Raw genomic sequence first — 24615 nt, 5'->3', positions numbered from 1 at the left:
GATCGAGCTTTGGTATACCAAACCTCAGTCATTCGGGAGAGACAGTGCTCGCACAGCTCGTTGACGCGCTCGGTTCGCTCATCCTCGTCGCCCTGACGATCGGAGCGCTGGCTCCCAGTGTGCGCCTGGCCTGCGGCGGGGACCCGGCTCGTCCGGGCCCCCGCCCGGTGGTCTGGGGTGCGCTGACCGGTGCGGTCATCGGTTTGGCGTTCATCATCGTCCACCAGTTCTCGATCATCCGTTTCGACCGTCAGCGGCTCACCCTCACCACCCTCGAACCCACCGTCGGGCTCTTCGTGGTGCTCCTGGCCCTCGTCTGGTTCCTCGGTCGGCGGACCCTGGGGCTCCTGCGCGGGGCGCAGGGCAACTCGCTGGCCAGCGCCGGCGTCGCGAACCCGATCCCCGCGCCGTGGCGCGTCGTGGCCTCGGCCGCCGGTTTCCTCTGGGCCCTGGCCGTCGTCTTCCGGGCCAGCCAGAGCGTCTACCTCCAGATCTGGGAGTGGGTGCCGTCCAGTTCGACGCTGTTCTCCAGCACCACCTTCCTCAACGCGCTGGGTTTCCTGACCGGTGTCGGACTCGCGGTCGTCGCCGGGGCGAGCGTCTCGATGATGTGCACGCGGCGCCCGTTCTACGCCCCGGTCCTGTTCACCATCACCGGTCTGGTCCTCACCGCGACCCACGTCTTCCTCATCATCCGGCTGCTGTACTCCCTGCGGGTCATCCGCGTCTCGAAACAGACCGCCACGGCGATGTCCTGGCTGGTCAATCACCTCAACCTGTTCTCCTTCGTCGCCATGGCCGCCACAGCCGTCGCCGCCATGATCCTGCTGGTCCAGGCGCGCCGCACGCCCACCGGGGCGGACGCGGCGTCCGAGCAGCGGCTGAAGAGGGCCGGCGTCCGCTCGATGAGTCGTCGTTCGGTCCTCAGCCTCGGCGCCCTGGCTGCCACAGCCGGTGTCCTGACCATCGGTGAGCGCTATGCGACACAGGAGGTCGAGCTGTCGGCCCCCGAGCCCTTCGACGTCAAGGGCGACAACGTCGTGGTCGGCCTCGACGCGATCAGCGATGCGCACCTGCACCGTTTCGAGTACCAGACGTCCGCGGGCACCACGGTGCGTTTCATCGCGATCCAGAAGGCCGGAACGTCCTTCGGCGTCGGCCTCGACGCCTGCGAGATCTGTGGTCCCAGCGGCTACTACGAGGAGGACGGCCAGGTCATCTGCAAGCTGTGCGGGGTGGCCATGAACATCGCCACCATCGGTTTCAAGGGCGGATGCAATCCCATCCCGATCGACTACACCATCGCCAATGGCGAGCTGAGCGTACCGATCCACGTCCTGGAATCCAGCGCCGACGTCTTCGCCTGAACCCGAACGAGGTAGTCATCATGTTTCTTCGCATGTTGCGCGGGGCACTGCTCAGGCAGCGTTCCCGGCGTCTCATGATCATCGCGACAGTGGCCCTCGGTGCCTCGGTCGCCACCTCAATGCTCTCGGTCATGTTCTCCGTGGGCGACAAGATCAACCAGGAGCTGAAGGCCTACGGGGCCAACATCGTCGTCCGCCCCCAGGGGGCCGCGGTCGTCCAGGACATCTACGACGTCGACGGCGGCGACGACATCCAGCAGTCCTACCTGGACGAGGCGGACGTGCCCAGGATCAAGACGATCTTCTGGACCTACAACATCGTCGACTTCGCGCCCCTGCTCACCGCGCAGGGTGACGTGTCGACGGCGGGCGGCACCACCGAGGACGTGACCGTCGTCGGCACCTGGTTCAACCGGCACCTCGACCTGGCCGACGGTGAATCGGTCGACACCGGCCTGGTGAACATGCGCGGCTGGTGGACGATCGACGGCGCGTGGCCCGACCAGGAGGCCACGGACCAGGCCGTGGTGGGCGTAACCTTCGCCCAGGACAACGGGCTCGGGATCGGCGACCCCTTCACGCTCACCCGGGACGGTGTCACCGAGCAGATGACGGTGTCGGGCATCGTCACCACGGGTGAGGACGTGGACAACCAGGTGCTCACCAACATCGCCGCGACCCAGGATCTCATCGCCGTACCCGACGCGGTCGGCGAGGTCGAGGTCTCGGCCCTCACCACGCCGGACAACGACCTGGCCAGGAAGGCCGCGAAGAATCCCGCCAGCCTGTCGGTGGCCGAGCGCGAGACCTGGTACTGCACCGCCTACGTCTCCTCGATCGCCTACCAGATCGAGGAGGTCATCCCCGACTCCACGGCCCGTGCGGTACGCCAGGTCTCCGAGTCGGAGGGCACCATCCTCGAGAAGACGCAGCTGCTCATGGTGCTCGTCACGGTCCTGTCGATGGCCGGCGCCGCGCTCGCCATCGCCAACCTGGTCACCGCCAACGTCATGGAGCGCGCAGCCCAGATCGGTCTGATGAAGGCCATCGGGGCCCGCGACGCGGCGGTGGTCGGCCTGATCCTCACCGAGATCCTCATCATCGGCCTGGTGGGGGGCCTGCTCGGGTTCGGCGTCGGGATCGGCCTGGCCCAGGTCATCGGGCACCTCGTGTTCGGCTCGGCCATATCGATCCTGCCCTCGGTCGCCGGCATCGTCGCGGCCCTGGTCCTGCTCGTCGTCCTGGCCGGCTCCATTCCGGCCGTCAGATTCCTGCTGAGGCTGCGCCCGGCCGAAGTGCTGCACGGGAGGTGACACGATGAACCCCAAGCGCAGACTGTTCATCCGCATGGTCATGTCGTCGATCCTGCGGCGGCACTCCCGCGTCATCGTCGCGATGCTGGCCGTCGCGGTGGGCGCCACCACACTCTCGGCGCTGGCCACGATCTCGGTCGACGTGCCGCGACAGATGGCCCGCGAGATGCGTTCCGCCGGCGCCAACATGCTGCTGACACCGGCCGGTGATGCGACCGGTTTCGACGTCTCGGTCGTCGAGGAGATCGCCGACGAGGTCGGCCCCGACGGGCTCGTCGGAGCGGTTGGCATCGACTACGAGTCGGTCCTCGTCAACGACCTGCCGTACGTGGCGGCCGGCGCCGATCTCGATGCCGCCCACCGGCTGAACCCGTACTGGTACGTGGAGGGCGACTGGCCCGCCGGCACCGGCCAGGTGCTCATCGGCCAGGACGTCGCGCAGGCCGTCGACGCCCATGTGGGCGACTCGGTCACCCTGTCGATGCTCGCCAAGGACGACTCGGGCGACAGCGGGAGCCAGACCCCGGGAACGGGGGCGACGGGGGAGAACGGCAAGGAGATCTCGAACCAGGACGTGAGCCAGGCCGAGGCGGCCACGAGCGCCGAGACCGCGGTGACGGTCTCGGGGATCCTGGAGACCGGCGGCAACGAGGACGGCTTCGTCTACCTGTCCATGGAAGACATGACCGAGCTGACCGGCGAGCCACCGGTCTTCACCGTCGCCGAGTTCTCGATCTCGGTCGAGGGCGACGCCCTCCAGCAGCTGGCCGACCGGATCGACGCCGACCACCCCGAGGTGAGCGCCGATCCGGTGGCACGCCTCGCCCAGTCCGACGCGGACGTGCTGGGCATGCTCCGCTCGCTCATGGTGATCATCTCGGTCATCGTGCTGGCCCTCATCATGATCGGTGTCTCGACGACGATGATGGCCATCGTCACGGAGCGTCGCAACGAGATCGGCCTGCGCAAGGCCCTCGGCGCCGACGACCGGTCGATCATCGTGGAGTTCCTCGGTGAGGGCGTCGTCCTCGGCCTGATCGGCGGCGTCATCGGCGCCATCGCCGGATTCGGTCTGGCGCAGGTGATCTCGCTCAACGTCTTCCACCGCACCGTCGAGGCCCACGCGCTCATCCTCATCGGCACGGTCGTGGCCGCCATCGGCGTGTCCACCCTGGCGAGCCTCATCCCGGTGCGCCGAGCCGTCGACATCGACCCAGCCCTGGTGCTGCGCGGAGAATAGGAACCATCATGACCAACACCACGTCCGATCTGCTGCGGCTCACCGACGTCTCGAAGATCTACGGCGACCTGCACGCCCTCGACCACGTCGACCTCACCGTCCGGCGCGGCGAGTGGGTCTCGATCGTCGGCCCGTCCGGTTCCGGCAAGACGACGATGATGAACATCATCGGGTGCATGGACCAGCCCACCGAGGGCACCGTCATGCTCGACGGCCGGGACATCTCGAAGTTCTCCGGCTTCGACCTCACCCAGGTGCGCCGGGAGACGATCGGCCTGATCTTCCAGCAGTTCCACCTCATCCCGCACCTGACGGCCCTCGAGAACGTCATGGTCGCCCAGTACTACCACTCGATGCCCGACGAGACCGAGGCCCTCGCCGCCCTCGACCGGGTGGGCCTGGCCGAACGGGCCACCCACCTGCCGAGCCAGCTGTCCGGCGGCGAGCAGCAGCGCGTGTGCGTCGCCCGCGCCCTCATCAACTCGCCGAAGATCGTCCTGGCCGACGAACCCACCGGCAACCTGGACGAGAAGAACGAACGCATCGTGCTCGACATCTTCGGGCAGCTGCACGCCGAGGGCACCACGCTCATCGTCGTCACCCACGACGCCTGGGTCGCATCGAAGGGCCAGCGCGAGGTTCGTCTCGACCACGGCAGGATCGTCGAGACGACCGTTCACGACGATGCCGGTGCCGGCGGTGACGAGCCCGCCCAGTCGAACGTGGTCATGACCGGCGGTACGGATCAGGGGGAGTGAGCATGAGCAACCGGAACCGCAGCCTCACCCGACGCTTCGCGGCCTTCGCCGGGCTCGGCGCGGTCGGCGCCATGATGCTGACCGCCTGCGCCGGCGACGACGAACTCGTCGACATGAGCATTCCGATGAGTGACGGCACCTACACCGGCCAGTCCAACGAGGACGACCAGGGTTCGGTGGGCACCGTCACCATCACCGTCCAGGGCGGCCGGATCACCGAGGCCACGTACGAGACGGTCGAGTCCGACGGCACCGTCAAGGACGAGAACTACGGCAAGGACAGCTCGGGCGAGATCGCCAACGCCGAGTACTACCAGCGCGCCCAGGCCGCCGTCGCCTCCTACGAGCAGTACTCCGCGAGCCTCGTCGAGGTCCAGGACCCGACCGCGGTCGACACGATCTCGGGCGCCACCGTGGCGCACAGCCAGTTCCTGCAGGCCTCGCTGCGCGCCGTCTACCAGGCGCAGGGGGTCGAGGACGACGGACGTGCCGACACGATCAACATGCCCGGCCTGGGTCTGGAGGACGAGGATTACTGACCCGCTGGTCCCGCACCGCCCGGCCGGACCGGGCGGCCGGCCCGCGCGCATCAGGGCGGCACCTGGGGCGCAGCGCTTCGTCCTGCCCGCGATGGCGACCATCGTCGAGGTGACCGTCGTGACGGGGCGGCTGGGTGACCTGGTCGAGGAGACCGCCGACCTGCTGATCCGCCACGAGTCGCTGCTGTCGCGCTTCCAGCCGGACTCGGACGTGTCCGCGCTCAACCGCTCCGGCGGGACCGTCGTCGAGGTCGCCGCCCCGACGGCCGCGGTGCTCGACGCCGCCCTGACGCTCGCCGCACTCAGCGACGGGGCCTTCACGCCCTGCATCGGCGCACTCAGCCGGATGTGGAACGTCAAGGACTGGCTGGCCGCCCTCGCGTCCGGCCGGCCCGTGCGCCCACCCGGCCGGGAGGCGATCGAGGCGGCGAGGCGGCGTTGCGCGCCCGAACTGCTCGAGAAGGTGGACGAACGCGCCTACCGCCTGCACGGCGGGGCACGGCTCGACCTGGGGGCCATCGCGAAGGGATTCGTCGCCGACGCCGTCCGCGGGCTCTGTCTCGACCGGGGGGTCGAATCCGCTCTCGTCTCGGTCGGGGCCTCGTCGATCGCGGCTGCCGGCACCAGGCCGGACGGACTGCCCTGGCGGGTCGGGGTGAACACCGTGGCCGGTGACGCCATCCTCGGCTCCGTCGAGCTGGCCGATGGCGCCGACCTGGCCACCTCAGGGGACTACCTGCAGCAGCTGCCGCGCCTGGTCGACGGGCAGGTCGTGCACCACGTCGTCGACCCGGCCACCGGGCGGCCGTCGGATTCCGGGGTGCGCCAGGCCAGCGCGGTGTGCGCCGACGGGATGCGGGCCGAGGTCGCGGCGACGGCCCTCATGATGCGTCCCGCCGGGCGACTGCCCGGGCTGCTCGACGGCGTCGAATACCTGACGGTCACCGACGAGGACGCCCGGACGAGCCCCGGCCTGCCCTGGCTGCCCGTCGAGGCCGGCTGATCGTCCCCGCAGCGGCGCCCCGAGGCCGTTTCACTACAGCCAGCCGTTCCGCTCCGCCGTCCGGGCCGCCTCGGTGCGGTTGCGGGCGTGCGTCTTGGCGATGGCGCTCGACAGGTAGTTGCGCACCGTGCCCTCGCCGAGCGCCAGCGTCCCGGCGATGCCCTGCGCGTCGGCCCCCTCGGCCGCCAGCCGCAGGACGTCCTTCTCGCGCTCGGTCAGCGGGTTCGGCCCCAGCAGCACCGACTCCTGGGCCAGCGTCGGGTCGATGACGCGCAGGCCCCGGGCGATCTTTCGAATCGCCTCGGCCAGTTCGGCCGGCGGGGTGTCCTTGACGAGGAAGCCGCTCGCCCCAGCCTCGAGGGCCCGCGAGAGATAGCCCGGGCGCCCGAAGGTCGTGACGATGAGGCTGCGGCAGCCCGGACCCAGGGCGGTGATCGCCGCGGCGGCTGCGAGCCCGTCCATGTCCGGCATGTCGATGTCGAGCAGGGCCACGTCGATCGGCTGTGCGCGCACCGCGTCGATCGCCTCCTGGCCCGTGCCGGCCTGGGCGACCACCTCGATGTCGGGTTCGAGCCCGAGCAGGGTGGCGAGCGCCCCGCGGACGAGCCCCTGGTCGTCGGCGATGAGCACCCTGATGGGGGAGGGGTTCACAGTCTCACCTCCAGAAGGGTTCCCGGGCCGGTGCCCGTGCCGCCCCCGGGCGCCGGGCTGGTCAGCGTGAGGGTGCCCCCGGCGGCCCGGACACGTTCGGACAGCCCCCGCAGCCCGTTGCCCAGCTCGTGCCCCGCGGCGCCGGCGCCGTCGTCGGTGACCCGCACCAGTCCCGGGGCGAGTTCGACGCTCACGCTGCGCGCCCCGGCGTGGCGCAGCACATTCGTCGTCGCCTCGCGCAGCGCCCAGGCGAGCAGCTCCCGCTGGGGAGCCGGCACCGCGTCGGGCCGTCCCGAGAAGGCCGCCTCGAGGCCGCCGGCGGCGAAGGCCGTGCGGGAGGCCTCCAGCTGGCCGGCGAGGTCCGGTACGCGCAGCCGGGTGACGGTGGCGCGCACGTCCGCCAGGGCCGTGCGGGCCAGCCCGACGATCTCGCCGAGTTCGCGCTCGGCGGCGTCGGGGTCGCGGCGTACGAGACGCTGCGCGACCTCGGCCTTGAGGGTGAGGACGGTGAGGGAGTGGCCCAGCAGGTCGTGGACGTCCCGGCTGATCTCCTCGCGCTCGGACGCCGCGGCGAGCTCGCGCTCCTTGACCTGGCGGCGCTCCTCGGCGTCCACGCCGATGCGCGACAGCGCGATGATGAACACCGAGAAGCACGGCCCCAGTACGCCGTTCCACCTCATCTCGGGGTCGGGAATGAACAGCACCGCGCAGATCGCCGCCCCCGCGTTCAGCAGGGCAACGGCCAGCAGCCCCGTGCCCAGCCGCGTCGTGTAGAGCAGCAGCGCGGTGAAGAACGGCAGGAAGTAGAACGCCCACCAGCCCAGGCCCGGCACGGTCAGCGCCACGAGGGGGAGCAGGACGCAGCTCGCGCGCAGCGGTACCCGCAGCTGTTCGGCCATCGTGGTCCCCGCCGGCAGCCGCTCCCACGCGAACGTCTCGGACGAGGAGTTCACCATGACGAGGTAGGCGACGATGAACCCGCAGGTGCCCACCAGCCCGCTGGCCTTGGCCGGCCAGGCCGTGGTGGAGCGAGCGAGTATGACGAGCGGGATGAGGAGGAAGACCACCCAGATGCTCGCCATCCAGTTGACCCGGTGCCAGAATCCCTTCCGCCCACCGGCCGGACTCGCCGCACGCCCGGTCATCGTGCTCACCGGCGCCGGGTCGTCCGGCGGCGCGCCGCCAGGCCCACGAGGGCGAAGAGCAGGGTCCACGCGATCATGTTAGTGAGCGGCACCCACAGCGCCTCGTCGACGACGTCGCTCATCAGGGCGACGGTGTCGCCCTGGATGGGCCGGGTGGCCAGGGCTCCCGCCCCGTAGATGGGGGTGAAGCGGCCCAGGGCGAACAGGGTGCCGTCGAGCGGCATGAACAGATTGCCGAGGAAGCCGAACAGGGCGATCGAGGTGCCCGCGATGCCGACGGCCCCCTGCGCCGGGAACCACAGCCCCACCGCCAGGCCGTAGCAGCCGAAGAGCAGGGCCGTCGGCGCCAGCGCGAGTAGATAGCTCGCGGCCCACACCCAGAAGGCGTCCATCTCGGCGCCGGTGAACAGCCCCGCGATGAAGATGATCGTGACGGGCGCGGCCGAGACGATGACGGCGCAGAGCAGCTTGACGAGGACGTAGCCGCGGGTGCCGGCCGGGGTGAGGGCCATCTGGCGGCCCCAGCCGCCGGCCAGCTCCACCGCGGCGCCGGCCGCCGTGCAGGTCGCCGCGACCGCGACGGAGAAGACCGCCATGTTGACCATGGTCGAGGCGGCGATGTTGCCGCGTCCGACGTCCAGGCCGGAGTAGTCCTGCATGGCGCCCCAGAACAGGTACATGCCCAACGGCAGTAGCAGGGTGAAGACGATCATGTCGGCCCGCTTCAGGGTGGTCAGCGCGTCGATCCGCGTGTAGGTGCCCAGCCGGGGCCGCCCGCTGGTCGTGGTGAGTGTCGTCATGGTCGATGAATCCTTCGTGAGTTCTTCTGGCGGGCCGGGCCGCTCCGTGGTGGGCGGCCGGGCCGCGGTACTGGTCTGCGGCGCGGAGCGCCGCTCAGGGGGCCGGTGCGGCGTCGGGCTCCTGGGCGACGAGCTCGGTGAAGACGTCGTCGAGGCTCAGCGCGCTGATGCCCAGGTGCACGGCCGGGGTCGCGGTGAGCAGGAGCCGGGCCACGTCGTCGGCGGCGGTGGTCCGCAGCTCCACGTGCTCGCCGTGGACGCTCACCGTGAGCAGGGAGCCGGCCACGGGGGCGAGCGCCTCGCGCAGCTCGGGCTCGCCGCTCAGCCCCGGCCAGCTCGCGGTGACGGTGGTGCCCTCGCCGAGCGCCCGGATCTCGTCAACCGAGCCGTCGGCGACGAGCCGGCCGCGGTCGATGATGACGATGCGATCGGCGAAGTCGGCGGCCTCGGTCAGGTAGTGGGTCGCGAACAGGATGGCCCGGCCCTGCGCCGTGGCCTCGCGCATGGTCTCCCAGAAGTCGGCGCGGGCGGTGACGTCCATGCCAGTGGTGGGTTCGTCGAGGACGAGCAACTCGGGGCGGGGCAGCAGGGCCAGCGCGAGACGGATGCGCTGGACCTCCCCGCCGGAGCACTTGCCCACCTTGCGGCGCAGCAGGCCCGACAGGCGGGTCTGGGCGATGACGGCCTCGACGTCGGGGGTACTGCACTGCAGGGAGGCGACCACGTCGAGGGTCTGGCGCACGGTGAGGTCGGGCAGCAGGCCGCCGGCCTGGAGGACGGCGCCGACCCGCCCGTCGCGGACGGCCCGGGCCGGTGCGTCGCCCAGCACGGTGACGGTGCCGGCGTCGGCCCGGGAGAACCCGAGGACGACGTCGAGGGTGGTGGACTTGCCGGCACCGTTGGGGCCGAGAAAGGCGACCACCTCGCCCCTGGCGACGGTGAGGTCGAGCCGGTCGACCGCGACGAGCGGGCCGAACGACTTGGTCAGGCCGCTGATCCGGACGGCCGGTTCTGGTGCTGTCGTGGAGGCCATGTTGTTCATGGCTCAAGGATTTCGCCGCCGGGCTCCCCGGCGGCAGTACGATCTGTCACCGGGTTCGTATGACAGATCTCACTGGTGCCCGGCCGATCGCGCGCCCGGCCGGGCGGTGCGCCATGTTTTTGCCAACCGGCGCCGCGCCGCGTAAACTTGTGACTTGGTTCGGTTTGCCCGGATGAAGCACATGCCCTCACGGCCCGGTTCCTGAACGTTGCGAGGCGGCCTGGTGGTGCCCGGGTGTGTGCGGCAACGACCCATCGTCCTTCGAACGCGCATCGGTTGCTGGGTGCGGCGGTCGGGTTGCTGGGGGAGTTGCACCATCAGGAGAATCCCTCTAACAACGAAAGAGATACCAGCAGGTGCCCACTATTCAGCAGCTGGTCCGAAAGGGCCGCACCGACAAGGTCAGCAAGGCCAAGACGCCGGCGCTCAAGGGATCGCCCCAGCGCCGTGGCGTGTGCACGCGTGTCTACACGACGACCCCGAAGAAGCCGAACTCGGCGCTTCGCAAGGTCGCCCGCGTCCGTCTCAGCTCCGGAGTCGAGGTCACCGCCTACATTCCCGGCATCGGCCACAACCTGCAGGAGCACTCGATGGTGCTCGTGCGCGGCGGCCGCGTGAAGGATCTGCCTGGCGTCCGTTACAAGATCATCCGCGGCGCCCTCGACACCCAGGGTGTCAAGGGCCGCAAGCAGGCCCGCAGCCGCTACGGCGCGAAGAAGGAGAAGTAATGCCTCGCAAGGGACCCGCGCCCAAGCGCCCCGTCATCATCGACCCGGTGTACAGCTCCCCGCTGGTCTCCCAGCTCGTGAGCAAGATCCTGCTCGACGGCAAGAAGACCACCGCCCAGCGCATCGTCTACACCGCCCTCGAGGGCACCCGTGAGAAGACCGGCGTCGACCCGGTGCAGACCCTCAAGAAGGCCCTTGACAACGTCAAGCCCTCGGTCGAGGTCCGCTCCCGCCGGGTTGGCGGCGCCACCTATCAGGTGCCCGTCGAGGTCAAGCCCGCGCGGTCGAACACGCTGGCCATGCGCTGGCTCGTGAGCTTCGCCCGCGCGCGTCGCGAGAAGACCATGGCCGAGCGTCTCATGAACGAGATCCTGGACGCCAGCAATGGCCTGGGCGCCTCGGTCAAGAGGCGCGAGGACACCCACCGCATGGCGGAGGCCAACCGGGCCTTCGCCCATTACCGCTGGTAATCGCAGCAAAGGCCCCCGCTCGCAGTGGCGGGGGCGCCGCCCTGCTCCGGGGCGGATCGTTCAACCAAGACCAAGAAATAGAGGTTTGATCCAGTGGCCCTGGACCTGCAGACGAACCTGGCCAAGGTGCGCAACATCGGCATCATGGCCCACATTGACGCTGGTAAGACCACCACGACCGAACGCATCCTGTACTACACCGGTGTGAACCACAAGATCGGTGAGGTGCACGACGGTGCGGCCACCATGGACTGGATGGAGCAGGAGCAGGAGCGCGGCATCACGATCACGTCGGCCGCCACGACCTGCTTCTGGAACAACTACCAGATCAACATCATCGACACCCCCGGTCACGTGGACTTCACCGTCGAGGTGGAGCGCGCCCTGCGCGTCCTCGACGGTGCCGTCGCGGTGTTCGACGGTGTCGCCGGGGTCGAGCCCCAGTCGATGACCGTGTGGCGTCAGGCCAGCAAGTACAACGTCCCGCGCATCTGCTACGTCAACAAGCTCGACCGCACGGGGGCCTCCTTCGACTGGTGCATCAAGACCATCAGGGAGCGCCTCAACGCGACCCCGGTGCTGCTGCAGCTGCCGATCGGCGCCGAGGCCAATTTCATCGGCGTCGTCGACCTGGTCGAGATGCACGCCAAGACGTGGCGTGGCGAGACCGAGCTCGGCGCCCACTACGAGGTCGAGGAGATCCCGGCCGACATGGCCGAGGCCGTTGAGGCGGCCCGCGCCGAGATGGTCGAGACCGTCGCCGAGAACGACGAGCAGTTCATGGAGATGTACCTCGGCGGCGAGGACTGGACCAAGGAGGACCTCAAGGCGGCCATCCGTCGTGGCGTCCTGGCCGGTGCCTTCACGGCCGTCGTGTGCGGCACCTCCTTCAAGAACAAGGGCGTCCAGCCCCTGCTCGACGCGATCGTCGACTACCTGCCGAGCCCGCTCGACGTGCCTGCCATCCGCGGCTTCAAGCCGGGCGACGAGTCCGTCGAGATCGACCGCCACCCCAGCAAGGACGAGCCGCTGAGCGCCCTGGCGTTCAAGATCGCGGCCGACCCGCACCTGGGCAAGCTGACCTTCGTCCGCGTGTACTCCGGCGTCCTCAAGACCGGCTCGCAGGTGCTCAACTCGACCAAGGGCAAGAAGGAGCGCATCGGCAAGATCTACCAGATGCACGCCAACAAGCGCCAAGAGGTCGAGGAGATGCCCGCGGGCATGATCTGCGCCGTCATGGGCCTGAAGGACACCGGCACCGGCGACACCCTGTGCGACGCCTCCGGTCCGGTCGTGCTCGAGTCCATGACCTTCCCCGCCCCCGTCATCGAGCAGGCCATCGAGCCCAAGTCGAAGGCGGACCAGGAGAAGCTGTCGGTCGCCATTCAGCGTCTCGCCGAGGAGGACCCCACCTTCCAGGTCCACACCGACGAGGAGACCGGCCAGACGATCATCGCCGGCATGGGTGAGCTCCACCTCGACATCCTGATCGACCGCATGAAGCGCGAGTTCCACGTGGAGGCCAACATCGGCCAGCCGCAGGTCGCCTACCGCGAGACCCTGCGCCGCCCGGTGAAGAACGTGGACTACACCCACAAGAAGCAGTCCGGCGGTTCCGGCCAGTACGGCAAGGTCATCATCGACCTGGAGCCCACCGAGCCCGGCAGCGGCTACGAGTTCGTCAACGCCGTCACCGGCGGTCGCGTGCCCAAGGAGTACATCCCCGCGGTCGACGCCGGTATCCAGGAGGCCATGCAGTTCGGCGTCCTCGCCGGCTACCCGGTCGAGGACATCAAGGTCACCCTGACCGATGGCGCCTACCACGACGTCGACTCCTCGGAGCTGGCCTTCAAGATCGCCGGCTCGATGGTCTTCAAGGAGGCCGCGCGTCGCGCCGACCCGGCTCTCCTCGAACCGATGATGGCCGTCGAGGTCACCACGCCCGAGGACTTCCTCGGCACCGTGATCGGCGACATCAACGGCCGTCGCGGTCACATCCGCGAGATGGTCGAGGAACACGGCAACAAGGTCGTCCGCGCGCTCGTCCCGCTGTCGGAGATGTTCGGCTACGTGGGCGACCTGCGGTCCAAGACCTCCGGCCAGGCCTCCTACACCATGGAGTTCGACTCCTACGGCGAGGTGCCCAAGTCGATCGCCGACGAGATCGTCGCGAAGGCCCGCGGCACCGCGGAGTGAACCGACCACCACGTCCGCCCGCCGCGCGTGCGGCGGGCGGACCCGGTCCCTCCCGGGGCGTTTGACTATGCCGCGGGGAAGGACCAAAATTGCAAAAGTTCGTGGGCGCGTGCCCATGCGTTATCGTGCCCGGTATTTCACCGGCCGGTACCGGGAACTGATACAACCAGAACTGCGGGGGAATCCCCGCAGTAGTCAACACGGGCGTCCCGCAAGCCAGCGTGACGCGACATCATGAAGGAGCCCCAGTGGCAAAGGCCCATTTCGAGCGTACGAAGCCGCACTGCAACATTGGCACGATCGGTCACATCGACCATGGCAAGACCACCCTGACTGCGGCGATCACCAAGGTTCTCTCGAAGAAGTACCCCGAATGGAACTCGTTCGAGGCCTTCGAGCAGATCGACAAGGCCCCTGAGGAGCGCCAGCGCGGCATCACGATCTCGATCGCCCACGTCGAGTACCAGACCGAGAACCGTCACTACGCACACGTCGACTGCCCCGGCCACGCCGACTACGTCAAGAACATGATCACCGGCGCCGCCCAGATGGATGGTGCGATCCTCGTCGTGGCCGCCACCGACGGCCCGATGCCGCAGACCCACGAGCACGTCCTGCTCGCCCGCCAGGTCGGCGTCCCCGCCATCGTCGTGGCCCTCAACAAGTGCGACATGGTCGATGACGACGAGCTCATCGAGCTCGTCGAGATGGAGACCCGCGAGCTGCTCACCAGCCAGGAGTTCGACGGCGACAACTGCCCCGTCGTCCGCGTTTCCGCTTACCAGGCCCTCCAGGGCGATGAGAAGTGGGAAGAGTCCATCATGGAGCTCATGAACGCCGTCGACGAGTACGTGCCGCAGCCCACTCGCGACACCGACAAGCCGTTCCTCATGCCCGTTGAGGACGTCTTCACCATCACCGGCCGCGGCACCGTCGTCACCGGTCGTGTCGAGTCCGGCATCATCAAGACCGGCGAGCAGGTCGAGATCGTCGGCCTCGGCGACACCCAGACCACCACGGTCACCGGCGTCGAGATGTTCCGCAAGATCCTCGACGAGGGCCAGGCCGGCGACAACGTCGGTCTGCTCCTGCGCGGCACCAAGAAGGAGGACGTGGAGCGCGGCATGGTCGTGACCAAGCCCGGCAGCACCACCCCCCACACCGACTTCGAGGGCAGCGTCTACGTCCTGACGAAGGAGGAGGGTGGCCGCCACAAGCCGTTCTTCACCAACTACAGCCCCCAGTTCTACTTCCGTACCACGGACGTGACGGGCACCGTGACCCTTCCCGAGGGCGTCGAGATGTGCATGCCCGGTGACAACACCGACATGGTCGTGCACCTGCAGAAGCCGATCGCCATGGAGGTCGGCCTGAAGTTCGCCATTCGTGAGGGCGGCCACACCGTCGGCGCCGGTCGTGTGACCAAGATCGACAAGTGAGCTGATTCCCGAGCATCAGGCGCAGGGCCCGCTCCCCTTCCGTGGGGAGCGGGCCCTTTGCCGTCACCGTGACGACGCCGTCAGTGTGACTGCGGCAGCGCAGCCGACCTCCCCGGACCGGGGCCGCCCGGTGCGTTCGCCGTGATCGGCGCCGGGTTCGGTGCAGGTATGCTCGACTGGGCGCCCGGCGGGGGCGCGATCCAGAGCCGAGCAGATGCACGAGGAGCAAAGCGTGGCAGCAGATCTCGAATCCTCCGGGACGGTCGAGCTCGATCCTGAGCTGGCCGGCCCGGCACCCCAGCGGTGGCGGGCCCGCACCGCCACTGAGATGATCGTCTCCGGCCTGGTGGGCCTGTTCGTCTCGTTCAAGCTGTCCATCGAGGCCTGGGAGCTGGCCGGCGACCCCGGGCTCGACCTGGCCTGCGACATCAACGAGCGCATCAGCTGCGTCACCGTCGCCAGCACCTGGCAGGCCACCCTGCTCGGTTTCCCGAACGCCTTCCTCGGCATCCTGTTCGAGGGCGTCGTGCTGGCCATCTCGGTGGCCACCGTCGCCGGGGTGCGCTTTCCGCGCTGGTACATGCGGTGCGCCGAGGCGCTCTACACGGTGGCGCTGCTCTTCGCCCTGTGGCTGTTCAGCCAGTCCTACTTCGTCATCCACGCGCTGTGCCCGTGGTGCCTGCTCATCACGGTCACCACGACACTGGTGTGGGCCGGCCTGACACGGCTGAACATCCGCGACCACGTGCTGCCGGGCAGCGCGCGCCTGCGCTGGTTCATCGCGAGCGGCAACGACTGGATCATCACCATCGCCTTCCTGCTCGTCCTGGCCGGCATGGTCCTCGTCCGCTACGTCATCGTCTGAGCAGGGCCCGGCCCAGGCGGCTCAGCCCTCCCGCTGCAGGACGACGATCGCCTCCCCGGCCCACCGGACCTCGTAGCGGGCGCCGCGCACGACGGGGTCGTCCAGGAACTCCTGCACCCACGAACTGGTCTCGTTCTCGTAGCTGATCGTCTCCAGGTTCAGGACGAGCCATTCCGGGTCGACCGGTTTGCCCAGGTCGTCGAGGTAGCCGTCGGTGGGGCGCCACTGGCTCACCTCGAAACGGTCCGCCAGGTGGTTCGTCAGGTAGACGTCGGCCCCCACCCACGAACCGGCGGGAATCATCGCCGTCGCCTCGTCCAGTTCCACGCAGGCCGCCCCGCAGGCCTTGCCGGTCAGGTCGTGGAGCACGGCGCCGGCCGGGATCGACACCAGGGCGACGGCGACGACGACGGGCAGGGCCAGCGCCCGCCAGGCCCGGACCACCCGGGCCCGAAGGCCCCGGGACCCGGTCCGCCCCAGGGCCTCGGCCCTGGACGCCAGACGCGGCCAGGCGTCGACGAAGGCGAAGCAGGCGACGAGCATCGGCATCAGGTTGTAGTGGAAACCAGTCGTCCAGTGCTGCGGGTTCTTCGACAGGGCGCGTACGGCGAAGGACCCGATGAATCCCCAGATCAGCGCCGACCGGGCGGCGACGAACCCGGTCGCGGCGAGGAGGACGGCGGCGGTGCCGAGCGTCGACAGCGGACCGTACCAGGCCGGGTGCCCGGCCTCCTGGACGCCCTCGACGGTGACGGTGCCCAGCGAGCCCAGGTAGGCGTACACGTGCTCCGGGTTGATGCGGGGGATGACCACGAAGACTGCGGCGGCCGTCCAGGCCACGGCGAAGACCCCGAGGCCCAGGCCGGCCCTGATCCGGCGGCGTACCAGCAGCGCGATCGCCAGGCCGCCCACCAGGAAGCACATGTCCTCCTTGACGAGCATGAGCGAGGCCGCCAGGGCCCAGAACAGGCCCCATCGCAGCCGGCAGAAGGCGCTCAGCGCGTAGGCGAGCAGTGGCAGGCCGAGCGCGACCTCGTGGAAGTCGAAGATGATCGCCGACTGCGTGCCGAGCGCGCACAGCCAGGCGGCGGTGATGGCCAGCGCCGGCCCGGCGCCGATGCGCCGCTGGGCGAGGCGGCCGAGCACCCAGCCGGCCCACACCACGCAGACCGCCTGCGCGATGAGCAGCACGCGGGGGTCGTCCCAGAGCCAGTAGCACGGCACCAGCACCGCGATGATCGGGTGCCAGTGGTCGCCGAAGATCGACATGCCCGGCGACTTCATCGCCGTGTACCCGGGTTCGCCCCGCGCCAGGGAGCGGATGGCCTGGTCGAAGATCGTCAGGTCCATGCCGTCGCCGAGACGGGCGTACTTGAGCAGGCTGACGGTCAGATAGGCGGCCAACGCGAGGAGGCACATGAGTGCCAGCAGCCCGGTGCAGTGGCTGTCCGTCCAGGCACGTGCCCGTGCCCTGCGGGACTGGCCGTGATGCGCTGCTTCGTCGGTCACCGGCCCAGTCTAGGCACCATCGGGCGCGGCGGCCGAACCGGCGCGCGCCAGCGGGAGGCCGGCCCCCAGGACGACGGCCAGGCACACCAGCATGACGATCGCCATCCCGGTCGTGGGGTCGGAGGCCAGACCGACCAGCGGGGAGATGCACCCGGCGATGAGGAACTGGATGGCGCCGAGCAGGCCGGAGCCGGTGCCGGTCGCGTGCCCGCCGAGCGCGTCGGTGGCCAGCGCGGTGGCGTTGCCGAGGACCAGGGCCACGCCGGTGACGGTGGTGAGCATGCAGCCGACGATGCACCACAGCGGGGCACGGACGAGACCGGCGGCCAGGAAGGCCAGCGCCGCGCACGTCATGATCACCAGGCCCGTGCCGAGCACCGAGCGCACGGGGAACCGGTCGACGAGCCGGGCGTTGGCCCCCGAGACGATCGTCATCCACAGGGCCCCGCTGCCGAAGAGCAGCGCGTAGGTGAGCTGGTTCAGCCCATAGGTCTCCTGCAGGACGAAGGGGGAGCCCGAGATGTAGGCGAACATGACGCCGAAACCGAACGCGGTGACGAGGGTGAAGCCCATGAACCGGCGGTTCGACACGACCCTGCCGGCCACTGCGAAGAAGGCGCGGGGGCCGTCGTGGTTGCGCCGTTCAGGGGGCAGCGTCTCCTGGATGCTGGTGGCCGTCAGGACGAAGGCGGCCAGATTGCAGGCGGTGATGACGGCGAAGATGCCCCGCCAGCCGCCGTGGGTGGCGAGCAGCCCGCCGACGACGGGGGCCGCGACCGGGGCGATGCCCTGGATCATCATGAGCATCGAGAAGGCCTTCGCCGCCGCGATCCCGTGCGCCCTGTCGGCCACGACCGTGCGGGCCAGCGCCACGGCGGCCCCGCCGCCGAGCCCCGTGAGCAGGCGCAGCGCGATGAGCAGGCCGATGCCGGGTGCGACGATGGTCAGGGCCGAGGCGGCGAACAGCAGGCCGGTGCCGAGGAGCAGGACCGGGCGCCGGCCCGTGGCGTCGGAGACGGGCCCGGCGATGAGCTGGCCGGCGCCCATGCCCACCATGAAACTGGTCAGTGTCAGCTGCACCGCCGAGGCCGAGGTGTTCAGGTCGGCGGCCATCTGGACGAAGGTCGACAGGTACATGTCGGTGCCCAGCGGGGGAGCCGCCGACAGGAGGGCCAGGACGCACAGCAGTCCCGGGCTCAGGGACGCGGAGGTGGTGGACGGGTTCTGCTCGGTGTTGGACATGCGGTTCCGTTGGTCTACTCGGGGGCCGGGTCGTCACGGCGGCCCGGCCCACTCATTTTATGGAGTTGCCGCTCCTGCCGGGGGTGGGCGGCAAGCCGGTTGCACGTCCGATGCGCCCCGCGAGCGGTCGATTCCGCCGACGGCTTGGCAGCCGGGCCCCGGCCACCGGCCGGGATGGGTCAGGATGGGGTCATGACCGCCCAGCCCTGGCAGCCGATCGTGCTGCGCACACGACGACTGGACCTGGTCGGCGTCGACCCGGCCCAGGCCCAGGCGCTCGCCGAGGGGGTGTGCCCCCTGCCGTGCGCCCCCGGTTATCCGCACGCCGACACGAGCAGCGCGGCCCGCCTGGCCAGGGCCGCCATCGAGTTCGACAACTGGGTGCCCGGCTACGGCATGTACATGATCGTGCGTCGGCGCGACGGGCTGGTCGTCGGCGACATCGGCTTCCACGCCCCGCCGGATCTGCGGGGGGCGGCCGAGATCGGCTACGGCCTCGCGGCGAGCGCCCAGCACCGGGGCTACATGAGCGAGGCGCTGACCGCCCTGCTGGACTGGGCGCACGCCAACGGGTGCGCGACGGTGCTCGCCGACGTGGATCCCGACAACGCCCCCTCGATCGCCGTCCTGGAACGCTGCGGCTTCACCCCGGTGCGTTCACCCGGCCCCCAGCTGAGGCTGCGGCACGTCGGCCGGGCCGCGGAACGGCCCCGGCCGTGACCCCTCTGCCGCTCCCCGGACGAGCCGGCAGCGCCGAGACCCGGCCGGGCATCAGTCCAGCCCGAGGTCGGCCGTCGCCGGGTCGACCCTCGGGGCCCGGGTCACCAGCTTGTGGCCCCACCACAGGGCGAAGAAGAACGGTATGCCCACGTAGGACATGAGGATGTCCGACAGGGACGCCCCCGAGACGACGGGTTCGTAGGCCTGACCCGCGATGATCGCCACGCAGGCCAGCAGGGCGGCGATGGTGCCGGCCGGGAAGAACCGGGCCCGGTAGGGCAACTCGCCCAGGTCGTGGTTCTGCGCCTTCAGGGCCGCGCGGAACTTCCAGTGGCACCACGAGATCCCCGCCCAGGTGATGAAGCCGGCCAGGGCCGAGACCGTCAGCAGCAGTTCGTAGGCACGCCCGTCGCCGATCAGCGAGGTCAGGAAGCCGGTCAGGCCGACGAGCGTGGTCGCCAGCAGGGCGTTGAGCGGCACCTGGTGGCGGCTCAGCCGCTTGAGGAAACGCGGCGCGTGGCCCCGCTCGGCCAGCGCGAAGAGCATGCGCGTGGAGGAATACAGGCCCGAGGTGCCGGCCGAGAGCACCGAGGTGAGGATGACGGCGTTCATGAGGCTGGCCGCCCCCAGGACGCCCACGCGCTGGAAGACGAGCGTGAACGGGCTGATCGAGACGTTCTCCTCCGAGGTGTTGAGCAGGTTCGGGTCGGTGTAGGGGATGAGGAAACCGATGACGATGATCGCCCCGACGTAGAACAGCAGGATGCGCCAGAAGATCGTGCGGATGGCCCGCGGGATCGTCCGCTCCGGGTGCGCGGCCTCACCGGCCGCGGTACCGATGAGCTCGGTGCCCTGGAAGGAGTAGCCGGCCACCAGCAGGACCAGCAGGATCCCCTTGCCGCCGCCGACGAAGGGGGCCTCGCCCCGCGTCCAGTTGGCGGCGCCCGGGGAATCCCCCAGGATTCCGGCGATCATGGCCACGCCCAGGACGAGGAAGACGACCACGGCGGCCACCTTGATGGTCGCGAACCAGAACTCGCTCTCACCGTAGGCGCGGGTGGACAGCGCGTTGATGCCGAACAGGATGAGCAGGAACAGGCCGGACCACACGATCGAGGGCACGTCGGGCAGCCAGAACTTCATCACCAGGGCGGCCGCCACCAGCTCGGCCGCCACCGTGACCGCCCAGTTGAACCAGTAGTTCCAGCCGATGGCGAACCCGAAGGACGGCGAGACGAAACGCGTCCCGTACTCGCCGAATGAGCCGGCCACCGGAAGACATGCCGCCATCTCGCCGAGCGACTGCATGATGAGCCAGACCATCACGCCGATCGCCGCGTAGGCCACCAGCGCGCCGCCCGGCCCGGCCTGGGAGATCGTGCTGCCCGAGGCGACGAACAGGCCGGTGCCGATCGCGCCCCCGATGGAGATCATCGTCAGGTGCCGGCCGCGTAGCGAACGACGCAGCCCCTCGGCGGACGCGGAGTCCGTGGCCGGACCCGTCCGGGTGGTGCGTGTGGTCATGATCAGTCCTGCGAGTCGAGACCGGGGCGGGCCGGCGAACCGCGGCTCCCGCCAGAAACGGCCCCACCCTACTCGCGGCAGCCCACGTCCAACGGTGCCCGGCATGGGTCCGGGCCGTGGATGTCAGTGGCGCGCCTGCGCGCCCCGCCCGCTCAGGCCCGGACGGTCGTCAGCTCCGCCCAGCAGGTGGTACCCCGGTTGGAGAGCATCCCGCGGCGCATCTGCCAGTCGGGCGGGCAGGCCAGCCCGGCCAGCCCGAGCCCGACCGCGCCGTGGCCGACCCGGGTGTTGACCTCGTCGATCACGGCGCCGATGCGCCGCCCGCGGGGATCCGCGGCGAACACGGGCAGGGGCTCCTGGCGGCCTGCGGGGGCCAGCTCGGACAGGCAGATCCCCGCCCGCACGTATCGCGCCCCCTCGGCCATCCGCGGCTCCAGCAGCCCGGACACGCTCCGCAGTACCGCCAGGGGATCGTCGGTGCGCTCGGGCAGCTCGGCCGCGGCCGACACCTGGTGGAAGGGTTCCCGGCACGGGCTCGTGGCGGCGAAGGCCCACACCGCTCCCGCCACGGAGCCCTGGCGGCGCAGCCGGGAGGTGAGCTGCTGCGCGTACAGGCTCAGCACCTGGTGCATCTGGTCCGCCGTGGTGACGGGGGTGGAGAACGACCGGGAGAACACCAGCCGGCCGCTCCGGTCGGCGTCATGGTCCGCGGTCTCGATGCACGGTGTCCCGCGCAGCTCCAGGACCGTGCGGGCCAGGTTCACGCCGAACTGCTGCCGGAGGGCGCCGGGGTCCTGCCCGTGCAGCTGCCCGGCCGTGTCGATGCCTCGCGCGGCCAGCCGCCGGGCCGTGCGACGCCCCACCCCCCACACGCCGGCGGCCGGTGTCGCCTGGAGGATCCGTGCCCGGGCGGACTCGGTGCACTGGTCCCACACGGCGACCCCGCAGAGGGCCCGGGAGTGCTTCGCGCCATGGGAGGCGAGCTTCGCGAGGGTCTTCGTCGGGCCGATCCCCACGGACACCGGTATCCCCAGGTCCCGCCGCACCGTGGCGCGTATCCGGTGGCCGAGGGCGGCCAGGCCGTCCGGGTCGGTGGCCTGCACGCGGATGAAGGCCTCGTCGATCGAGTACGCCTCGACGGCGGGGGACACGTCGTGGAGGAGATCCATGAGCCGCCTGGAGATCGACCCGTACAGCTCGTAGTTCGACGACCGGGCGACCACGCCCCGGCGGGCGGCCCAGTTCCTGATCCGGAGCCACGGGGCGCCCATCTCCACCCCGAGGGCCGTGGCCTCGCTGCTGCGGGATATCACGCAGCCGTCGTTGTTGGACAGTACCACCACCGGGACGCCCTCCAGTTCGGGGTGGAAGATCCTCTCGCACGCGCAGTAGCACGCGTCGACGTCCACCAGCGCATACCGGGTCAGCGGTGCAGATGATGCAGGCATGTCGTCACCACCCCCCAGATCCTCAGCTCGCGGGGTCTCAGCACCGGGTAGGCGTCGTTGGCCGGCTGAAGCTGAGGGCCGTCAGGGGTCAGGTGGAGGCGTTTGACGGTCAGCTCGTCCTCGATGACGGCGATCACCACGTCCCCCTCACCGGCCTGGAGGGAACGGTCCACGATCAGTTCGTCCCCGTCGAAGATCCCCGCCCCCTCCATCGAGTCCCCGGCGACCCGGACGACGAATGTGGCGGGCCGGTTGCGGATCAAGTGCTCATTGAGGTCGATGTCGCGCTCCCAGTAGTCCTGCGCGGGCGAGGGGAAACCCGCCGGCACGGTCTCGACGGCCAGGGGGACCGGTGCCGCGGGTGTCAGCTGCGCCACCTGACACAGCACTCGTACTTCGTACATGAGTTCGATAATAGGCCGCGGGTGACAGCCACTAGACTTGGCGCCACTATGACGACTCCTGCTCGCACTCGTGTTGCTCCTTCCCCCACCGGTGATCCGCACGTCGGCACCGCGTACATGGCCCTCTTCGACAAGGCGTGGGCGGTGAAGACCGGCGGCCGGTTCGTGCTGCGCATCGAGGACACCGACCGCGCCCGCCTGGTCGCCGGCTCCGAGCAGCAGATCATCGACACCCTCGACTGGCTGGGCCTGAGCCCCGACGAGTCGCCGGTCCTCGGGGGGCCCTACGCCCCGTACAAGCAGTCCGAGCGGCTGGACCGCTACCAGCCGATCGTCGACAGGCTCATCGCGGAGGGCCATGCGTACCACTGCTGGTGCTCCCCCGAGCGGCTGGCCCGGATGCGTGAGGAGAAGGCCGCCCGGAAGGAGGACACGCGCTACGACCGGCTGTGCTACCGGATGACGAAGCAGGAGCGCGCCGAACTGCCCGGCTTCACCGAGACCCCCACCGTGCGCATGCTCATCCCCGATGACGCACCGACCGTCTTCCACGACGTGATCCGGGGCGATGTCAAGGCGCCGTTCCCCGACGACCAGATCATCATGAAGACCGACGGGTTCCCCACCTATCACCTGGCCGTCGTCGTCGACGACCACGAGATGGACATCACGACGGTCGTGCGGGGGGAGGAGTGGATCAGTTCGACCCCCAAGCACATCCTGCTCTACCGCTGGCTCGGCTGGGAACCGCCCCAGTTCGCGCACATGCCGCTGCTGCGCAACGCCGATCACTCCAAGATCTCCAAGCGGAAGAACCCGGCCGCGCGCCTCATGTGGTTCAAGGAGCAGGGCTACCTGCCCGAGGCCCTGCGCAACTTCCTCCAGCTGCTGGCCTACCCGCCGGCGGGCGGCGACGAGGAGATCAGCACCTTCGAGCAGTTCGTCGAGGGCTTCGACTGGGGCAAGGTCAACACCGTCGGCCCGATCTTCGACACCAAGAAGCTCGACTGGCTCAACGGTCACTACATCCGGGAGCTCTCGGACGACGAGCTGGGTGATCGTCTGGTGGAGTACATCAGTGAGAACGAGCAGTGGGGTCCGGACCCCGATCCGGCCTGGGCGGGCATCGTCCGGGCGGCGGCAGGCATGATCAAACCGCGCCTGGTCAAGCTGTCGGACGCCTGGGACCAGATCGCCTTCCTGACGGTTCCCGACGACTCGATCCGTGTCGAGGACACCGCGCGCGCCCAGCTCAAGGACGACGCCGCCGAGATCCTCGACGCCACGGCCGAGGTCCTCGGCGCGGTCGAGCCCTTCGACGCGGACACGATCCAGGCCGCCCTGCGTGCCCGGCTCGTCGACGCCATGGGCCTCAAGGCCCGCGCCGGTTTCGCGCCGCTGCGGGTGGCCACCAGTGGTCGCAAGGTCAGCCCGCCGCTGTTCGAGACCTGCCAGATCCTCGGCCGGGAATCCACCCTGGCCCGCATCGAAGGTCTGCGCAGGCGCCTGTGAACTCGGCCCCGGCCCCGCCGCGCGCGGGCCGGCCGGCAAGAAATCTGCACCAGTGATTTGCCTGGGCCATCGATTCATGGGAACATGGACAAGTTGCTCCCTGCGGTGGGACTGCGTCGGACGTCGTTCCGAGGCGCCGCGCTGCGGGGAACCCAGGCAGCGGTACGGGCCTCGGCGAGGCCCTGTCCGGGCAGCCGATCGAGCGCACGCATGGCGTGCGCTCAAAAAATGCTGGCCGACACGCCCGACCTCGGGTGCCAGGCGACATGACATTGACAAGGGCGAATAGCGGTGAAAACGGAGAGTTTTCGAGGTGGATTCGCCCTGGTCACAACCAGGCCAGGCCGGGTGCACCGGCTCAGCAGGGACGAGAAGAGGAACAACCGTGGCGGGACAGAAGATCCGCATCAGGCTCCGTGCCTATGACCACGAGGTCATCGACTCGTCGGCGCGCAAGATCGTCGACACCGTCACCCGGACGGGTGCCCAGGTCGCCGGCCCAGTGCCGTTGCCGACCGAGAAGAACGTGTGGTGCGTCATTCGTTCGCCCCACAAGTACAAGGACAGCCGCGAGCATTTCGAGATGCGCACCCACAAGCGGCTCATCGACATCCTCGACCCGACTCCGAAGACCGTCGACTCGCTCATGCGTCTCGATCTTCCCGCCGGCGTTGACATCGAAATCAAGCTTCCGTGAGGC

At 69.7% G+C, this 24615-nt stretch carries 23 protein-coding genes; 14 read left to right on the top strand and 9 right to left on the bottom strand.

Annotation, left to right across the window (positions count from 1 at the left end; translation table 11 throughout):
* Positions 1–44: 44 nt before the first annotated feature.
* The 6 genes from PROPJV5_RS08430 to PROPJV5_RS08405 all read left to right on the top strand — a co-directional run bounded on the left by PROPJV5_RS08430 (position 45) and on the right by PROPJV5_RS08405 (position 6220).
* Positions 45–1367 carry a DUF2318 domain-containing protein gene (locus PROPJV5_RS08430; RefSeq protein ID WP_119715917.1) on the top strand — a complete coding sequence of 441 codons (1323 nt, stop codon included), beginning with the start codon at positions 45–47 and terminating at the stop codon, positions 1365–1367.
* A 20-nt stretch (positions 1368–1387) separates the two neighbouring features.
* Positions 1388–2680, top strand: coding sequence for an ABC transporter permease (locus tag PROPJV5_RS08425; RefSeq protein ID WP_182858649.1), 1293 nt, complete (start codon positions 1388–1390; stop codon positions 2678–2680).
* A 4-nt stretch (positions 2681–2684) separates the two neighbouring features.
* Complete coding sequence (locus tag PROPJV5_RS08420) at positions 2685–3920, top strand: ABC transporter permease (RefSeq protein WP_119715915.1); 1236 nt, start codon at positions 2685–2687, stop codon at positions 3918–3920.
* Positions 3921–3928: 8 nt separating this feature from the next.
* On the top strand, positions 3929–4678 hold the full coding sequence (locus PROPJV5_RS08415) for an ABC transporter ATP-binding protein (protein WP_119715914.1): 750 nt from the start codon (positions 3929–3931) through the stop codon (positions 4676–4678).
* A gap of 2 nt (positions 4679–4680) precedes the next feature.
* The gene (locus PROPJV5_RS08410) at positions 4681–5217 is read left to right on the top strand and encodes an FMN-binding protein (protein ID WP_119715913.1); all 537 of its coding nucleotides are present in this window, start codon (positions 4681–4683) and stop codon (positions 5215–5217) included.
* Positions 5218–5308: 91 nt separating this feature from the next.
* Positions 5309–6220, top strand: coding sequence for an FAD:protein FMN transferase (locus PROPJV5_RS08405; RefSeq protein WP_119715912.1), 912 nt, complete (start codon positions 5309–5311; stop codon positions 6218–6220).
* A gap of 33 nt (positions 6221–6253) precedes the next feature.
* Here the strand turns inward: PROPJV5_RS08405 and PROPJV5_RS08400 are convergent, their stop codons facing one another.
* From PROPJV5_RS08400 to PROPJV5_RS08385, 4 genes are all read right to left on the bottom strand, one after another.
* On the bottom strand, positions 6254–6871 hold the full coding sequence (locus PROPJV5_RS08400; protein WP_119715911.1) for a response regulator transcription factor: 618 nt from the start codon (positions 6869–6871) through the stop codon (positions 6254–6256).
* The gene (locus PROPJV5_RS08395; protein ID WP_220474392.1) at positions 6868–7953 is read right to left on the bottom strand and encodes a sensor histidine kinase; all 1086 of its coding nucleotides are present in this window, start codon (positions 7951–7953) and stop codon (positions 6868–6870) included. Before PROPJV5_RS08395 ends, PROPJV5_RS08400 begins: the two co-directional genes overlap by 4 nt.
* Positions 7954–8021: 68 nt before the next feature.
* Positions 8022–8816, bottom strand: coding sequence for an ABC transporter (locus PROPJV5_RS08390; RefSeq protein ID WP_119715909.1), 795 nt, complete (start codon positions 8814–8816; stop codon positions 8022–8024).
* A 94-nt stretch (positions 8817–8910) separates the two neighbouring features.
* On the bottom strand, positions 8911–9858 hold the full coding sequence (locus PROPJV5_RS08385; RefSeq protein WP_239018441.1) for an ABC transporter ATP-binding protein: 948 nt from the start codon (positions 9856–9858) through the stop codon (positions 8911–8913).
* Positions 9859–10214: 356 nt separating this feature from the next.
* Here PROPJV5_RS08385 and rpsL point away from each other — a divergent pair, with 356 nt between their 5' ends.
* The 5 genes from rpsL (at position 10215) to PROPJV5_RS08360 (ending at position 15556) form a co-directional block, all read left to right on the top strand.
* Positions 10215–10586 carry a 30S ribosomal protein S12 gene (gene rpsL, locus PROPJV5_RS08380; protein WP_119160998.1) on the top strand — a complete coding sequence of 124 codons (372 nt, stop codon included), beginning with the start codon at positions 10215–10217 and terminating at the stop codon, positions 10584–10586.
* On the top strand, positions 10586–11056 hold the full coding sequence (rpsG, locus tag PROPJV5_RS08375; RefSeq protein ID WP_119715908.1) for a 30S ribosomal protein S7: 471 nt from the start codon (positions 10586–10588) through the stop codon (positions 11054–11056). Before rpsL ends, rpsG begins: the two co-directional genes overlap by 1 nt.
* A gap of 93 nt (positions 11057–11149) precedes the next feature.
* Entirely contained in the window at positions 11150–13252 is a 2103-nt protein-coding gene (gene fusA / locus PROPJV5_RS08370; RefSeq protein ID WP_119715907.1) for an elongation factor G, read from the top strand.
* A 248-nt stretch (positions 13253–13500) separates the two neighbouring features.
* A complete protein-coding gene (gene tuf, locus PROPJV5_RS08365) occupies positions 13501–14691 on the top strand; it encodes an elongation factor Tu (protein ID WP_119715906.1) in 1191 nt (396 codons plus the stop codon).
* Positions 14692–14923: 232 nt separating this feature from the next.
* Positions 14924–15556 carry a vitamin K epoxide reductase family protein gene (locus tag PROPJV5_RS08360; protein ID WP_239018440.1) on the top strand — a complete coding sequence of 211 codons (633 nt, stop codon included), beginning with the start codon at positions 14924–14926 and terminating at the stop codon, positions 15554–15556.
* A 21-nt stretch (positions 15557–15577) separates the two neighbouring features.
* Here the strand turns inward: PROPJV5_RS08360 and PROPJV5_RS08355 are convergent, their stop codons facing one another.
* Complete coding sequence (locus PROPJV5_RS08355) at positions 15578–17065, bottom strand: DUF2079 domain-containing protein (protein WP_147385407.1); 1488 nt, start codon at positions 17063–17065, stop codon at positions 15578–15580.
* Between the two features lie 9 nt (positions 17066–17074).
* The gene (locus PROPJV5_RS08350) at positions 17075–18307 is read right to left on the bottom strand and encodes a multidrug effflux MFS transporter (protein WP_119715903.1); all 1233 of its coding nucleotides are present in this window, start codon (positions 18305–18307) and stop codon (positions 17075–17077) included.
* 192 nt (positions 18308–18499) lie between these two features.
* Between PROPJV5_RS08350 and PROPJV5_RS08345 the strand changes: the two genes are divergently transcribed.
* Positions 18500–19027: a GNAT family N-acetyltransferase gene (locus PROPJV5_RS08345; RefSeq protein WP_182858648.1), complete on the top strand. Its 528-nt coding sequence runs from the start codon at positions 18500–18502 to the stop codon at positions 19025–19027.
* Positions 19028–19078: 51 nt separating this feature from the next.
* Here PROPJV5_RS08345 and PROPJV5_RS08340 read toward each other — a convergent pair whose 3' ends face one another.
* The 3 genes from PROPJV5_RS08340 to PROPJV5_RS08330 form a co-directional block, all read right to left on the bottom strand.
* Positions 19079–20551: an amino acid permease gene (locus PROPJV5_RS08340; protein WP_119715901.1), complete on the bottom strand. Its 1473-nt coding sequence runs from the start codon at positions 20549–20551 to the stop codon at positions 19079–19081.
* A gap of 152 nt (positions 20552–20703) precedes the next feature.
* Positions 20704–21999: a Y-family DNA polymerase gene (locus PROPJV5_RS08335; protein ID WP_119715900.1), complete on the bottom strand. Its 1296-nt coding sequence runs from the start codon at positions 21997–21999 to the stop codon at positions 20704–20706.
* Positions 21975–22403 (bottom strand): LexA family protein, encoded by a 429-nt coding sequence (locus PROPJV5_RS08330; protein WP_119715899.1) that lies wholly within the window; start codon positions 22401–22403, stop codon positions 21975–21977. Before PROPJV5_RS08330 ends, PROPJV5_RS08335 begins: the two co-directional genes overlap by 25 nt.
* A gap of 48 nt (positions 22404–22451) precedes the next feature.
* On the opposite strand from PROPJV5_RS08330, the gene gltX reads away from it, so the two are divergent.
* Together gltX and rpsJ are read left to right on the top strand one after the other, a co-directional pair.
* A complete protein-coding gene (gene gltX, locus PROPJV5_RS08325) occupies positions 22452–23915 on the top strand; it encodes a glutamate--tRNA ligase (RefSeq protein ID WP_119715898.1) in 1464 nt (487 codons plus the stop codon).
* Between the two features lie 385 nt (positions 23916–24300).
* Positions 24301–24612, top strand: a complete 312-nt coding sequence (gene rpsJ, locus PROPJV5_RS08320) for a 30S ribosomal protein S10 (RefSeq protein WP_119715897.1) — start codon at positions 24301–24303, stop codon at positions 24610–24612.
* Positions 24613–24615: the final 3 nt, after the last annotated feature.

The organism is Propionibacterium ruminifibrarum, from assembly GCF_900289195.1.
Classification (GTDB): Bacteria; Actinomycetota; Actinomycetes; order Propionibacteriales; family Propionibacteriaceae; genus Propionibacterium; species Propionibacterium ruminifibrarum.
Note: the sequence above shows the minus strand (reverse complement) of the source record. Positions and strands in the feature narration are given on the sequence as shown.

Excerpts from the sequence above, each read along its gene's own strand:
- PROPJV5_RS08335 (WP_119715900.1), bottom strand. The coding sequence starts at position 21,999 with ATGCCTGCATCATCTGCACCGCTGACCCGGTATGCGCTGGTGGACGTC.
- PROPJV5_RS08405 (WP_119715912.1), top strand. The coding sequence starts at position 5,309 with ATGGCGACCATCGTCGAGGTGACCGTCGTGACGGGGCGGCTGGGTGAC.
- PROPJV5_RS08410 (WP_119715913.1), top strand. The coding sequence starts at position 4,681 with ATGAGCAACCGGAACCGCAGCCTCACCCGACGCTTCGCGGCCTTCGCC.
- PROPJV5_RS08420 (WP_119715915.1), top strand. The coding sequence starts at position 2,685 with ATGAACCCCAAGCGCAGACTGTTCATCCGCATGGTCATGTCGTCGATC.
- PROPJV5_RS08415 (WP_119715914.1), top strand. The coding sequence starts at position 3,929 with ATGACCAACACCACGTCCGATCTGCTGCGGCTCACCGACGTCTCGAAG.
- PROPJV5_RS08425 (WP_182858649.1), top strand. The coding sequence starts at position 1,388 with ATGTTTCTTCGCATGTTGCGCGGGGCACTGCTCAGGCAGCGTTCCCGG.
- PROPJV5_RS08390 (WP_119715909.1), bottom strand. The coding sequence starts at position 8,816 with ATGACGACACTCACCACGACCAGCGGGCGGCCCCGGCTGGGCACCTAC.
- PROPJV5_RS08350 (WP_119715903.1), bottom strand. The coding sequence starts at position 18,307 with ATGTCCAACACCGAGCAGAACCCGTCCACCACCTCCGCGTCCCTGAGC.
- PROPJV5_RS08340 (WP_119715901.1), bottom strand. The coding sequence starts at position 20,551 with ATGACCACACGCACCACCCGGACGGGTCCGGCCACGGACTCCGCGTCC.
- PROPJV5_RS08385 (WP_239018441.1), bottom strand. The coding sequence starts at position 9,858 with ATGAACAACATGGCCTCCACGACAGCACCAGAACCGGCCGTCCGGATC.
- PROPJV5_RS08330 (WP_119715899.1), bottom strand. The coding sequence starts at position 22,403 with ATGTACGAAGTACGAGTGCTGTGTCAGGTGGCGCAGCTGACACCCGCG.
- gltX (WP_119715898.1), top strand. The coding sequence starts at position 22,452 with ATGACGACTCCTGCTCGCACTCGTGTTGCTCCTTCCCCCACCGGTGAT.
- PROPJV5_RS08395 (WP_220474392.1), bottom strand. The coding sequence starts at position 7,953 with ATGGCGAGCATCTGGGTGGTCTTCCTCCTCATCCCGCTCGTCATACTC.
- PROPJV5_RS08345 (WP_182858648.1), top strand. The coding sequence starts at position 18,500 with ATGACCGCCCAGCCCTGGCAGCCGATCGTGCTGCGCACACGACGACTG.
- rpsG (WP_119715908.1), top strand. The coding sequence starts at position 10,586 with ATGCCTCGCAAGGGACCCGCGCCCAAGCGCCCCGTCATCATCGACCCG.